The organism is Escherichia sp. WS33 (assembly GCF_046486385.1).
Taxonomy (GTDB): Bacteria; Pseudomonadota; Gammaproteobacteria; order Enterobacterales; family Enterobacteriaceae; genus ECMA0423.
Window position 1 is genome coordinate 89,818 of record NZ_JBJQLJ010000013.1, and the last position, 13,132, is coordinate 102,949.

Annotated in this window: 12 protein-coding genes; all 12 read right to left on the bottom strand. The window is 52.9% G+C overall.

What is annotated here, in order from left to right; all coding sequences use genetic code 11:
• Positions 1 to 3: 3 nt before the first annotated feature.
• Positions 4 to 405, bottom strand: coding sequence for a YjfI family protein (locus ACJHXA_RS12715; RefSeq protein ID WP_000220137.1), 402 nt, complete (start codon positions 403 to 405; stop codon positions 4 to 6).
• Between the two features lie 126 nt (positions 406 to 531).
• Entirely contained in the window at positions 532 to 1,263 is a 732-nt protein-coding gene (gene rlmB / locus ACJHXA_RS12720; RefSeq protein WP_001293282.1) for a 23S rRNA (guanosine(2251)-2'-O)-methyltransferase RlmB, read from the bottom strand.
• A 179-nt stretch (positions 1,264 to 1,442) separates the two neighbouring features.
• Positions 1,443 to 3,884 carry a ribonuclease R gene (gene rnr, locus ACJHXA_RS12725; RefSeq protein WP_061326750.1) on the bottom strand — a complete coding sequence of 814 codons (2,442 nt, stop codon included), beginning with the start codon at positions 3,882 to 3,884 and terminating at the stop codon, positions 1,443 to 1,445.
• Between the two features lie 38 nt (positions 3,885 to 3,922).
• Positions 3,923 to 4,348 (bottom strand): nitric oxide-sensing transcriptional repressor NsrR, encoded by a 426-nt coding sequence (nsrR, locus tag ACJHXA_RS12730; RefSeq protein ID WP_001177639.1) that lies wholly within the window; start codon positions 4,346 to 4,348, stop codon positions 3,923 to 3,925.
• A gap of 204 nt (positions 4,349 to 4,552) precedes the next feature.
• Entirely contained in the window at positions 4,553 to 5,851 is a 1,299-nt protein-coding gene (gene purA, locus ACJHXA_RS12735; protein WP_000527955.1) for an adenylosuccinate synthase, read from the bottom strand.
• A gap of 103 nt (positions 5,852 to 5,954) precedes the next feature.
• A complete protein-coding gene (locus ACJHXA_RS12740) occupies positions 5,955 to 6,152 on the bottom strand; it encodes a DUF2065 domain-containing protein (RefSeq protein ID WP_001089295.1) in 198 nt (65 codons plus the stop codon).
• An 81-nt stretch (positions 6,153 to 6,233) separates the two neighbouring features.
• Positions 6,234 to 7,238 (bottom strand): protease modulator HflC, encoded by a 1,005-nt coding sequence (gene hflC, locus ACJHXA_RS12745; protein WP_001232412.1) that lies wholly within the window; start codon positions 7,236 to 7,238, stop codon positions 6,234 to 6,236.
• Between the two features lie 2 nt (positions 7,239 to 7,240).
• On the bottom strand, positions 7,241 to 8,500 hold the full coding sequence (gene hflK / locus ACJHXA_RS12750; RefSeq protein WP_000312488.1) for an FtsH protease activity modulator HflK: 1,260 nt from the start codon (positions 8,498 to 8,500) through the stop codon (positions 7,241 to 7,243).
• An 85-nt stretch (positions 8,501 to 8,585) separates the two neighbouring features.
• Positions 8,586 to 9,866 (bottom strand): ribosome rescue GTPase HflX, encoded by a 1,281-nt coding sequence (hflX, locus tag ACJHXA_RS12755; RefSeq protein ID WP_000460360.1) that lies wholly within the window; start codon positions 9,864 to 9,866, stop codon positions 8,586 to 8,588.
• A 75-nt stretch (positions 9,867 to 9,941) separates the two neighbouring features.
• A complete protein-coding gene (gene hfq, locus ACJHXA_RS12760) occupies positions 9,942 to 10,250 on the bottom strand; it encodes an RNA chaperone Hfq (RefSeq protein ID WP_001051883.1) in 309 nt (102 codons plus the stop codon).
• Between the two features lie 85 nt (positions 10,251 to 10,335).
• Entirely contained in the window at positions 10,336 to 11,286 is a 951-nt protein-coding gene (gene miaA, locus ACJHXA_RS12765; RefSeq protein WP_001280345.1) for a tRNA (adenosine(37)-N6)-dimethylallyltransferase MiaA, read from the bottom strand.
• The gene (mutL, locus tag ACJHXA_RS12770) at positions 11,279 to 13,126 is read right to left on the bottom strand and encodes a DNA mismatch repair endonuclease MutL (RefSeq protein WP_001122499.1); all 1,848 of its coding nucleotides are present in this window, start codon (positions 13,124 to 13,126) and stop codon (positions 11,279 to 11,281) included. The genes miaA and mutL overlap by 8 nt, the downstream gene beginning before the upstream one ends.
• Positions 13,127 to 13,132: the final 6 nt, after the last annotated feature.

Below are 13,132 nucleotides of genomic sequence, written 5' to 3' on the forward strand. Positions count from 1 at the left end.
TAATTAGTGTGAATATTCTTCTGTAATTTCAGCCAGATCCAATGCGTTATCTACCAGCGAGGTTATCTCAAGCAGGATATCTTCAAGAGAAGATTTAAGCGATAACGCCCCGAAAACAATGTAATACTCTTCCTGTTGCACGCTGGAGATTCCTACCGATGACAACGGCATCATCTTCTGATTTCTTAATAAGAAGGTATTAAATTCATCTGGATTGCTGATACTACTTACCGGACAAATAAAGGTTTCGATAATCATTTGGCGGGAAGTAAAAAGAATATTGATTTGCAAATCGCCATAATCATTCATTTTAATAATTAATGCGCTCTCGCTATTTGTCACATCAATATTTTGTTCAGGTACAGTTTGCAGCGCCGTCGCCAGCGCCAACGGATTCCATGTCATATATTATTCCATATAGATTTAGTTTAAATATTAATAAAATGAATATTTGCAGTACGTAATTATCTTACCAGCTATAGACAAAAAAAAACCATCCAAATCTGGATGGCTTTTCATAATTCAGACGAACTAGCTGCGCTGACGAACCGCTTCAAATAAGCAAATTCCGGTTGCAACCGAAACGTTCAGGGAAGAAACACTTCCTGCCATTGGGATGCTGATCAACTCATCGCAATGTTCACGGGTCAGGCGACGCATACCTTCACCTTCCGCGCCCATCACCAGCGCCAGGCGTCCGGTCATTTTGCTCTGATAGAGTGTATGATCCGCCTCGCCTGCCGTACCGACGATCCAGATATTCTCTTCCTGCAACATACGCATGGTGCGCGCAAGGTTAGTCACCCGAATCAGTGGAACGCTTTCTGCCGCGCCGCAGGCTACTTTTTTCGCCGTAGCGTTGAGCTGTGCGGAGCGATCTTTCGGCACAATCACCGCGTGAACGCCAGCAGCGTCCGCGCTACGCAGGCACGCGCCGAGGTTGTGCGGATCGGTTACACCGTCGAGGATCAGCAGGAACGGTTGATCGAGCGAAGCGATCAGATCCGGCAGATCGTTTTCCTGATACTGACGTCCTGGCTTCACGCGGGCGATAATGCCCTGATGCACGGCACCGTCGCTTTTCTCGTCGAGATATTGGCGGTTTGCCAACTGGATAACCACGCCCTGAGACTCAAGGGCGTGAATCAGCGGTAACAGACGTTTATCTTCACGGCCTTTTAAAATAAAGACTTCCTGAAAACGTTCAGGGGCGCGCTCCAGCAGGGCCTGCACTGCGTGGATGCCGTAAATCATTTCGCTCATTAATGTACTCGTTGTTTACGTTTTGCCTGATGCACTACGTTTATCCGGCCTACATGATCTCTGCAATATATTGAATTTGCGTGATTATGTAGGCCGGATAAGGCGTTCACGCCGCATCCGGCATGAACAAAGCGCATTTTGTCAGCAATCTAACCCTCTTCTTTTAAAGAGGGTATTGATCACTCTGCCACTTTTTTCTTCGCCGCACGCTTCGCTTTGGTCGCTGCGGCTATTTTCTGCGTTTTCGCCGATGGCTTTTTCGCTTTTCTCGCGTCTTTCTTCGCCGCTTTCGGCTTCGTTTTTTTCTCACCGCGGAAGGCGCTGTCTGGCTCAAAGTTTACCTTTTTACCGACCTGACGACGCTTGCCGCCTTTTTTGCCTGCATCGCCTTTTTTCGCTTTCTCGCGCGCCGTTTTACCGACGTTGCGCGGTGCGCGTTCACTGGAGATCAGACTAAAGTCGATTTTGCGCTCGTCCATATTAACCGCTTCGACGCGAACTTCCACGCGATCGCCCAGGCGATAAGTCTGGCCGCTGGATTCCCCCATCAGGCGTTGCCCTACCTGGTCAAAGCGATAGTAGTCATTGTCCAGCGAAGAGACATGGACCAGACCATCAATGAACAAGTCGTCCAGACGGACGAAGAAGCCAAAGCCAGTGACGCTGGAAATTACGCCTTTAAAGACGTTACCTACCTGGTCGAGCATGAAGTCACACTTCAGCCAGTCAGCGACATCGCGCGTTGCTTCGTCGGCACGACGTTCCGCCATCGAACAGTGCTGACCCAGTTGCAACATCTCTTCCATCGAATAATGGTAGCCGCCGGTTTCAGTGGTGTTGCCCTGATGCCCCTGCTCTTTCGCCAGCAGATATTTAATGGCGCGGTGCAGCGTCAGGTCAGGATAACGACGAATCGGCGAAGTAAAGTGCGCATAGGACTGCAATGCCAGACCGAAGTGACCACGGTTTTCTGGATCGTAAATCGCCTGTTTCATCGAGCGTAGCAGCATGGTTTGCAGCATTTCTGCATCAGGACGGTCGGCAACCGACTCCAGCAGTTCCGCGTAGTCACGCGGTTCCGGCTTGTTACCACCCGGCAGCTCCAGCCCCAGCTCCGCCAGCACTGAACGGAAAGAGGTAATCGCTTCGGTGCTCGGCTTGTCGTGAATACGGAACAGTGCCGGTTCTTTCGCTTTCTCAACGAAACGCGCCGCCGAGATATTCGCCAGAATCATGCACTCTTCAATTAATTTGTGCGCGTCGTTACGCTGGGTCTGTTCGATACGTTCAATACGGCGTTCAGCGTTGAAAATGAACTTCGCTTCTTCGCTCTCAAATGAGATCCCACCGCGTTCTTCACGGGCTTTATCCAGCACTTTATAGAGGTTATGCAACTCTTCGAGATGCTTAACCAGCGGGGCGTACTGCTCGCGCAGATCCTGATCGCCCTGCAGAATATGCCAGACTTTGGTGTAGGTCAGACGCGCGTGAGAGCTCATCACCGCTTCGTAGAATTTGTAGCCCGTCAGGCGGCCTTTCGACGAAACCGTCATCTCGCACACCATACACAGGCGGTCTACCTGCGGGTTGAGCGAGCACAGGCCGTTAGAGAGCACTTCCGGCAGCATCGGGATAACCTGCGAAGGGAAGTACACCGACGTACCACGATTACGCGCTTCTCTGTCCAGCGGCGTTGGCGGACGCACATAGTAGCTGACGTCGGCAATCGCGACCCATAAACGCCAGCCGCCGCCGCGTTTTTTCTCGCAGTAAACTGCATCGTCAAAGTCACGGGCGTCTTCGCCATCAATGGTGACCAGCGGTAAATCGCGCAAATCGACACGGCCCGCTTTTGCTTCTTCCGGCACTTCTTCTTTCAGCCCGGCAACCTGTTGCTCAACAGCCTGCGGCCAGATGTACGGAATTTCATGGGTACGCAGAGCGATATCAACCGCCATGCCGGTGCCCATATTATCGCCAAGGACTTCGACGATTTTACCCACCGCTTTGGTACGGCGAGTCGGGCGTTGGGTCAGTTCAACAACCACCACAAAGCCCATCCGCGCGTCCATGATCTGATCGGGCGGGATTAAGATATCGAAGCTCAGACGGCTGTCGTCAGGAACCACAAAGCCGACGCCCGCTTCGGTAAAGTAGCGACCAACAATCTGGCTGGTTTTTGGCACCAGTACACGGACAATACGCGCTTCACGACGACCTTTACGGTCAGCGCCCAGCGGCTGCGCCAGCACCTGATCGCCATGAATGCAGGTTTTCATCTGCTCGCTGGAGAGATACAAATCATCTTTACGCCCTTCAACCCGCAGAAAGCCGTAGCCATCACGGTGGCCAATAACGGTACCTTTCACCAGGTCGAGGCGTTCCGGCAGCGCATAGCACTGACGACGAGTGAAGACCAGTTGACCATCGCGCTCCATCGCGCGCAGGCGGCGACGCAGGCCTTCAAGCTGCTCTTCGCCTTCAATGTGCAGTTCTACCGCCAGCTCATCACGGCTGGCCGGTTTTTCACGTTTGGTTAAATGTTCGAGGATAAATTCCCGACTAGGGATGGGATTCGCGTATTTTTCAGCTTCGCGTTCCTGGAAAGGATCTTGTGACATCTCGGTTCCTCCGTTGTCATCTCTGATGAAGATTTTCGTCACTCCACCAGCAATAATTTATAAAGCGGTTGATTCTCTTCAACCAAATCGGCAAGCGTGTAGTTATCCAGTTCCGTAAGAAAACTTTGCACGGCCTTAGAAAGCGCCTGTTTCAACCGACAGGCAGGTGTAATGTGGCAAAACTCACTGCTGCAATTCACCAGCGATAAGGGCTCCAGCTCGCGCACCACATCACCAATACGTATCGCACTCGCCGGTTTACCCAGGCGAATGCCGCCATTTTTTCCACGAACAGCAGTCACGTAGCCGGCACGACTAAGTTGATTGATTATTTTGACCATATGATTACGGGAGACGCCGTAGACGTCAGTCACTTCAGAAATACTGGTCATCCGCCCTTCTGGCAATGACGCCATGTAGATCAGCGCACGTAATCCGTAATCAGTGAAACTCGTTAACTGCACATCAACCTCAAAAGGGAAATCGGGAAAAAATACATTTATATTGATGATAAACCAGCCACAAGCTGTGTCGCTAATTTATTTCAGTTCGGGGAAGGAAAAAAGCGAGGATTTAACACTGTGTCGGATAGCGTAATGGCTTAACCGACACAGCAATGTATCACACTGTTAGCCCGGCAGGCAAAATATCTGCCAGGCGTACCAGAATTACGCGTCGAACGGATCGCGCAGAATCATGGTTTCAGTACGATCCGGACCGGTAGAGATGATATCGATCGGCACACCAGTCAGCTCTTCAATACGCTTGATGTAGTTCAGCGCCGCCTGCGGCAGACCGCTACGATCTTTCACGCCGAAGGTGGATTCAGACCAGCCCGGCATGGTTTCGTAAATCGGCTCTACACCTTTCCAGTCGTCAGCTGCCAGCGGAGTGGTAGTCACTTCGCGACCATCCGGCATACGGTAAGCCACGCAGAGTTTAACCTCTTTCAGGCCATCCAGAACGTCCAGTTTAGTCAGGCAGAAGCCAGACAGGGAGTTCAGCTGTACCGCACGACGAACGGCAACGGTGTCCAGCCAGCCGGTACGACGACGACGCCCCGTAGTTGCGCCGAATTCGTTACCCTGCTTGCAGAGGAACTCGCCAGTTTCATCAAACAGTTCGGTCGGGAACGGACCTGCACCTACACGAGTGGAGTAAGCTTTGAGGATACCCAGAACGTAATCAACATAACGCGGGCCCAGGCCGGAACCGGTCGCCACGCCACCAGCAGTGGTGTTGGAAGAAGTTACGTACGGATAAGTACCGTGGTCGATATCCAGCAGCGTACCCTGCGCACCTTCAAACATGACGAAATCGCCACGCTGACGCGCCTGGTCGAGCAGGTCAGAAACGTCAACCACCATAGAAGTCAGGATGTCGGCAACAGCCATCGTATCATCCAGAACTTTCTGGTAATCAACCGCTTCAGCTTTGTAGTAGTTAACCAACTGGAAGTTGTGATATTCCATCACTTCTTTCAGTTTTTCAGCGAAGGTTTCTTTGTCGAAAAGGTCGCCAACACGCAGACCGCGACGTGCTACTTTATCTTCATAAGCAGGCCCGATACCACGACCGGTGGTGCCGATCGCTTTCGCGCCACGCGCTTTCTCACGCGCGTTATCCAGCGCAACGTGATAATCAAGGATCAGCGGACATGCTTCAGACAGCAGCAGACGCTCACGAACGGGGATGCCACGGTCTTCCAGTTCTTTCATCTCTTTCATCAGCGCGGCCGGAGACAGCACAACACCGTTACCGATGATGCTGGTTACATTCTCGCGGAGAATACCTGATGGAATAAGATGGAGAACGGTTTTTTCACCGTTGATTACGAGAGTATGGCCTGCGTTGTGACCGCCCTGGTAGCGTACAACATATTTAGCCCGTTCAGTCAGAAGATCGACGATCTTACCTTTACCTTCGTCACCCCATTGGGTGCCCAGTACGACGACGTTGTTACCCATTTTTCAAAATCACCGTTTGCTTAAAAATGGATTCTACCATCGCTTTTTCAGAGTTACAGCACTTTTTGCACTCAAAAATGACCTCGATCAGTCTGTTTTTTGTTCAGCCAATCGTTTTCCTCAACATGTAGTAGACCACAACGCCCGCAACCACAAGTCCACCGCCAAAACGACGTAAAATATTATCGGGCAAATTGGTCATCGCAGAGATCATCTTCTTCCATGCCTTCGGGTAAAGCATCGGCCCTAAACCTTCCAGTACCAAAACCAGGGCAAGCGCCAGCCAGATTGTCGAATTCATTCATTATCCTTATAGAAAAAGAAAACCACCGACATCCCTGAGGATGCGGTGGCTTTATTGACCTGTACCGCAGTCGTTATATTAACGCGTTGCGGAAGTCGGCGTCTTCATGTAGCGGAAGAAATCGCTATCCGGGCTCATGACCATCACGTCCTGATTGCCAGAGAAGCTGTTCTCATAAGCACGCAGGCTACGGATGAATGCGTAGAAGTCCGGATCTTTACTGAATGCATCAGCAAACAGTTTGGCTGCTTCGGCATCGCCTTCACCACGCATGATGCGGCCCTGACGCTCAGCTTCTGCCAGCGTTCTGGTCACTTCATAGTCGGCAGTCGCGCGCAGTTTTTCCGCTTCTTCCTGACCTTGTGAACGGTGACGACGCGCTACCGCTTCACGCTCGGCGCGCATACGGTTGTAGATCGCTTCAGACACTTCGGTCGGCAGGTTGATCTGCTTGATACGCACATCGACAACTTCAATACCCAGCGCCGCCATACTGTTCGGGTTGATGACCGGAACTTTGCCCTTCGTCTCAGCCGTTACGCGCTCTGCCGCTTCGGCAATGGCGTTATCCGCTGCCGGGGTAGTAACTTCATCTTCTGTACCCGCAGAACCGGAGTTCAGCGCGTCACGTACTTCGAGGGTCAGACGACCACGGGAATCGGTGACGATGTCTTTCACGTCCAGGCGACCAATTTCAGAACGCAGACGGTCAGAGAACTTACGTTTCAACAGCACTTCCGCTTGCGAAATGTCGCCACCACCCGTTGCCAGGTAGTAACGGCTGAAATCGCTGATGCGCCATTTGATGTAAGAGTCGACGATCAGGTCTTTCTTCTCTTTGGTCACAAAGCGGTCGGCCTGGTTGTCCATGGTCTGAATACGTGCGTCGAGCATTTTCACCGTTTCAATGAACGGTATCTTGAAATGCAGACCCGGCTCATAAACCAGAGGTTTGTTGTCATCGTCACGCAGTACCTTACCAAAACGCAGCGTAATACCGCGCTCACCTTCTTTGACGACAAAGACAGACATGTAAAGCACTACCAGCACGATGATGATAATCGCGATAACTGACTTACGCATCGTTATTCCCCCTGACGCTGGTAGTCGTTACGCTGCGCGTTGGCGCGGCGTTGGTCCATAATATCGCCCTGACTGGTGGACGACGTGTTGCTTGCTCCACTGGTTGTGGAGGAAGAGGCTGGCGGCAAACGCAGCAGATTGCTGGCACCGTTATCGCTCTTCGCCGCAGGGGCGTTACCACCTTTCAGCATCTGGTCTAACGGCAGAACCATCAGGTTGCCACCTTTATCGTTAACCAGCACTTTGCGGGTGTTACCCAACACTTTTTCCATCGTCTCGATATACAGACGCTCGCGAGTAATTTCCGGCGCGGCTTTATATTCCGGCAGAAGTTTAGCAAAGCGCGCCACTTCACCCTGAGCTTCCAGGATGGTCTGGGCCTTGTACGCACGCGCCTCTTCGAGGATACGTTGCGCCTGACCGTTCGCACGCGGCTGAACTTCGTTGGTATACGCTTCTGCTTCACGAATGTATTGCTGTTCGTTTTCACGCGCGGCAATCGCATCGTCAAACGCCGCTTTTACTTCTTCCGGCGGACGAGCAGCCTGGAAGTTGACGTCCAGCAGCGTGATACCCATGTCATACGGACGGATAGTCTCTTCCAGTTCGCGCTGAGTATCGCTACGAATCACGGTACGACCTTCCGTCAGAATGCGGTCCATGGTGTATTTACCGATAACCCCGCGCAGGGCGCTGTCGGTAGCCTGACGCAGACTGTCATCCGGGCTGGTCACGCTATACAGATATTTTTCCGGATTGGTAACGCGGTACTGCACGTTCATCTCAACGCGCACTACGTTCTCGTCCGACGTCAACATCACACCGGAAGCGGCCAGTTCACGCACGGCTTCCACGTTTACCGGTTTGACTTCGTCGATAAACGTCGGTTTCCAGTTCAGACCCGGCTCAACCAGATGGCTGAATTTACCAAAGCGTGTTACCACGCCGCGTTCGGCTTCTTTAATGGTATAGAAACCACTGGCCGCCCAGATAATGACAATCGCTGCCGCTGCGATGGTAACGACACGACCGCCAAGCTGCGGGCGCGGGCCTTGCGATGAACTGCCACCGCCAGATCCGGTGCCTTTACCGCCGCCCAGACCACCGAGCTTTTTGCTCAGTTTGCGGAAGATATCATCTAAATCAGGTGGCCCTTGATCGCGACCGCCTTTGTTTCCATTTCCCTCAGAGTTGCCGCCAGGTTTGCTGCTTCCCCACGGGTCGCGGTCTTGTCCGTTATTACCGGGCTGATTCCACGCCATGTTTGTGCTCCATATTTGTTATGCGGTGATCCCTGTTGTCTTTCGACGCCAGAGGATATGACTCCACGCTTCAGACGCTACGCCGTTAGATCAGGTAATCGATCAACGCCGGTTCTTGTTTACAGAGGCGACGCCAGTCAACGATCGGCATACGAACTTGCAGACTTACGCTGCCGTCCTCCTCCATCCACTCTTTTTCTATTGCCTGAAGCTGATAAAAACGACTTCTCAGACGCCCTTCCTGCGGTGGCAGACGCAATGTATGCTGCGCCACCTCGCCGGAAAGCCGCTCCGTCAAAGCCTGAAAAAGCTGTGGTATCCCCGCTCCGGTCTGTGCGGAAAGCCAGACACGGATCGGTTTGTTCTCTTCGTCCCGATCAATACGCGGTTCGAAATCTTCCAGCATATCGATCTTGTTCATCACCAGCAGGGTTGGGATCTCGTGAGCGTCGATCTCTTCAAGAACCGTATTCACCGCTTCGATGTTTTCTTGTACACGCACATCCGCCGCATCAATGACGTGCAGCAGTAATGTGGCTTGCCGCGTCTCTTGTAACGTGGCTTTAAATGCTGCAACCAGATCGTGCGGCAGGTGGCGAATAAACCCTACGGTATCTGCCAACACGGTTTCACCGACATCTGCAACGTCAATACGCCGCAACGTCGGGTCGAGGGTGGCAAACAACTGGTCTGCCGCGTAGACCCGCGCTTCGGTGATGCGATTGAAAAGGGTAGATTTACCGGCGTTGGTATATCCCACCAGCGAAACAGTAGGAACGTCGGCTTTGATACGCGATTGCCGCCCCTGCTCACGCTGCTTTTCAACTCTTTCCAGGCGCGACTGTATCTGCACGATGCGATTACGCAACAAACGACGGTCGGTTTCGAGCTGGGTTTCACCCGGACCACGCAAACCTATCCCGCCTTTCTGTCTTTCAAGGTGGGTCCAGCCACGCACCAGGCGCGTAGCCAGATGGCGCAGCTGCGCCAGCTCAACCTGCAACTTACCCTCATGGGTACGCGCACGTTGGGCGAAAATATCTAAAATAAGGCCGGTGCGGTCGATAACACGACACTCGCACAAACGCTCCAGGTTACGCTCTTGCGCCGGGCTCAGGGCATGGTCAAAAAGAACGACCGAAGCACCCGTCGCTTTGACAGCTTCCGCAATTTCAACTGCTTTACCTTCACCTACAAAATACTTTGGGTGCGGCGCTTTACGGCTACCGGTAATCACCTGCAATGCTTCGACACCGGCGGAAGAGACCAGAGATTCAAACTCCTGGAGGTCTTCCATATCTTTGTCTTGCGTAAAATAGATGTGTACCAGTACCGCCTGCTCACCAGCATCATAACGGTCAAACAAGCGTATAACCCTCTAAATAGATCAGCGGGGAACGCAGGATCGCTGGCTCCCCGTGTAAAAAAACAGCCCGAAACCTTATTCGGTTTCTTCGCTGTCCTGTTGCGCGGAAGTATTCTGCGCGCTGCTACCATGATGGTAGTTACTGCTGGTACCGCCACCGGCGTTGTTACTGTGATGAGAAACCGGACGAGACGGGACAACAGTAGAAATCGCGTGCTTGTAAACCATCTGGCTGACCGTGTTTTTCAACAGGATCACGAACTGATCAAAAGACTCGATTTGCCCTTGCAGCTTAATACCATTCACCAAATAAATAGAAACTGGAACACGTTCCCGACGCAGTGCGTTCAGGAACGGATCTTGTAAAGATTGCCCCTTAGCCATTCTCTCTTTTCCTTATATGCTTATTTGTACTTTGAACCTTTCGATTCTGAAAAAATTGCGCACGATACGTCTCAATTGTACACATTCAGCCTGCGATAGCACCAACAACCTGTAATACTTCGTCACGCGCCTGTTCTGGTTTTTCACTGTCAAGCCAGTGAACCCCTTCCCAACCACGCAGCCAGGTTATCTGCCGCTTCGCCAACTGTCTCGTGGCGCAAACACCTCGATAAACCATTTCATCGTATGAGATTTCGCCTTCAAGGTAAGACCACATCTGGCGATAACCCACGCAACGAATGGAAGGCAAGTCCGTATGCAAATCTCCTCGGGCAAAAAGCGCCCGGACTTCTGCTTCAAAACCTGAAGCCAACATCTGATGAAAACGCTGCTCAATGCGTTGATGGAGCAGTTCACGGCTCGCCGGGGCGATGGCGAACTGATGCACCTGATACGGTAGAGCGTCTCCTGACGTTTGCGTCAGTTCCGTTAAAGTTTTACCCGAAATGAAAAAAACTTCCAGTGCCCGGGAAAGCCTTTGTGGATCATTTGGATGAATCCTTGCTGCCGCAACCGGATCTACCTCCTGAAGTTGACGATGCAATGACTCCCAACCTTGCTCTGCCGCCTGTTGCTCAATTCTGGCCCGCACTTCCGGGTCTGCCGACGGTAGCGGCGACAACCCTTCCAGCAATGCCTTGAAATACAACATCGTACCGCCCACTAACAGTGGGATCCGCCCCGCCGCGGTGATATCGGCCATTTCCGCCAGCGCATCGCGGCGAAAATCAGCAGCCGAGTAAGCCTGCGACGGATCGCGAATATCCAGCAATCGGTGCGGCGCGGCGAGTAACTCTTCAGCGTTCGGCTTCGCCGTCCCGATATCCATCCCTTTGTAAATAAGGGCAGAATCAACGCTTATCAACTCTACTGGTAAAATTTTACGCAGCTCAATGGCTAACGCCGTTTTACCGGAGGCCGTCGGCCCCATCAAAAAAATCGCCTTAGGCAGGCTCGCCTTACTGATATCACTCATCTTTCAGGGCTTTTATCGCCGGATGTAAATCAACAGATTGTAACAGACCACCCGGCGGCGTTTTCACAAGTTGCGGACATAACCGTTCCACGTCCGCCAGCAGGGTTATGGCCTGTGCCATTGACCACTGCGCATGTTCGCTCATCAGATTTCGTGCAATCCACTGCGCAATATTGCCAGGTTCGAATACGGACTGCTTCGCCAGGTAGCCTATCAGTTCAGGAATCAAGATTTGTAAATTTTGTTGGCGTAAGGGTAAAGGCACGGCCCTGATGGTCACATGCTGTGCATCTGACTGGAAATCAATACCCAATTCCGCCAGGGCAGACTGCGCTTTTTCTAATGCCGATTTTTCTTCGCCAGAAACTTTTAGCCGCAACGGAATCAGCAACGGCTGGGCGCAAACTGGCGCTTCACCCGGCGTCAGTTGCGCCTGACGCAGCCAACGTTCTGCCACTGGCAAGGCTAAAAGTGAAATGTTGCCGTCGCGCTCCAGCAACGCACAGTCGGAATGGACGATAGTCAGTACCCGACCAAAACTCTGACTGTTCGCCGCAAGTGCAGGTTCCTGCGGTTCCGGCGCTTTTGGTTTTTGCATCGGCGCGGGCGTTTGCAAAAGCTGGCGATACACTTCACCTTGCTGTTTCTGGTAGCCTGGCTGCGCATTCGGCCAGGGGGCAGCCGGACGACTGCCTGATGCTGGCGCAGGAGTGTAACGCGGAGCTACCGGCTCCCGAGCTGCCGGTTCTGCAAAGTGATTGCGCCCCGCCGCCACGCGGTTTTCCGGGATGGCACGCGGTGCAGGTTGGGGTTCATCGTCCAGCGGTAGCGGCGTTTCCAGTTGCTGCTGTAACACGCTCAGCACGCCTTGATAGATAAAGTCATGCACCAGACGCGACTGATGAAAACGCACTTCGTGTTTGGCGGGGTGCACGTTGACGTCCACCTGATGTGGGTCGATCTCCAGATACAGCACAAATGCCGGTTGCTGATCGGCCCCCAGTTTGTCTTCGCAGGCCTGGCGGATCGCGTGATTGATCAGGCGATCGCGCATCATGCGACCGTTCACGTAGCAATACTGAATTTCTGCCAGTGCGGGCGTGGTGTGATTTGGATCGGCCACCCAGCCGCGTAGCGTGAGATCGCCGTGTTGCCATTCAATCGCCAGCGCTTGTTCAAGAAAAGCGGTGCCGCAAATCGCGCCTAAGCGCCGTTCTTTTTGCCCGCCTTCCGGCACTGCGCGGTACTGACGCACAATTTTACCGTTATGCGACAGGTTGATCGTGACGTCGAAACGCGCCAGCGCAATGCGGCGGATGATCTCATCAATGTGGTTAAATTCGGTTTTCTCGGTGCGCAGGAATTTGCGCCGCGCCGGGGTGTTGTAGAACAGATCCAGCACCTCCAGCGTCGTCCCCACAGGATGCGCCGCCGGTTTTACCGTCACGTTCATATCGCGCCCTTCGGCATAGGCCTGCCAGGCTTCCTGCTGTTCTGCGGTGCGTGAAGTGAGCGTCAGGCGGGAAACCGAACTGATACTCGCCAGCGCCTCACCGCGAAAGCCCAGGCTGATAATGGCTTCGAGATCGTCCAGAGAGGCGATTTTACTGGTGGCATGACGCGCCAGCGCCAGCGCCAGCTCATCTTTTTTGATACCGCAGCCGTTATCACGAATGCGGATAAGTTTCGCCCCACCGCGTTCGATATCAATATCGATACGCGTCGCGCCTGCATCGAGGCTGTTTTCCACCAGTTCTTTGACTACCGACGCAGGTCGCTCGACCACCTCACCTGCGGCAATCTGGTTCGCCAGTTGTGGCGGTAAGACCTGAATTGGCATCAATCG

Excerpts from the sequence above, each read along its gene's own strand:
- ACJHXA_RS12715 (WP_000220137.1), bottom strand. The coding sequence starts at position 405 with ATGACATGGAATCCGTTGGCGCTGGCGACGGCGCTGCAAACTGTACCT.
- rlmB (WP_001293282.1), bottom strand. The coding sequence starts at position 1,263 with ATGAGCGAAATGATTTACGGCATCCACGCAGTGCAGGCCCTGCTGGAG.
- rnr (WP_061326750.1), bottom strand. The coding sequence starts at position 3,884 with ATGTCACAAGATCCTTTCCAGGAACGCGAAGCTGAAAAATACGCGAAT.
- purA (WP_000527955.1), bottom strand. The coding sequence starts at position 5,851 with ATGGGTAACAACGTCGTCGTACTGGGCACCCAATGGGGTGACGAAGGT.
- ACJHXA_RS12740 (WP_001089295.1), bottom strand. The coding sequence starts at position 6,152 with ATGAATTCGACAATCTGGCTGGCGCTTGCCCTGGTTTTGGTACTGGAA.
- hflC (WP_001232412.1), bottom strand. The coding sequence starts at position 7,238 with ATGCGTAAGTCAGTTATCGCGATTATCATCATCGTGCTGGTAGTGCTT.
- hflK (WP_000312488.1), bottom strand. The coding sequence starts at position 8,500 with ATGGCGTGGAATCAGCCCGGTAATAACGGACAAGACCGCGACCCGTGG.
- hfq (WP_001051883.1), bottom strand. The coding sequence starts at position 10,250 with ATGGCTAAGGGGCAATCTTTACAAGATCCGTTCCTGAACGCACTGCGT.
- miaA (WP_001280345.1), bottom strand. The coding sequence starts at position 11,286 with ATGAGTGATATCAGTAAGGCGAGCCTGCCTAAGGCGATTTTTTTGATG.
- mutL (WP_001122499.1), bottom strand. The coding sequence starts at position 13,126 with ATGCCAATTCAGGTCTTACCGCCACAACTGGCGAACCAGATTGCCGCA.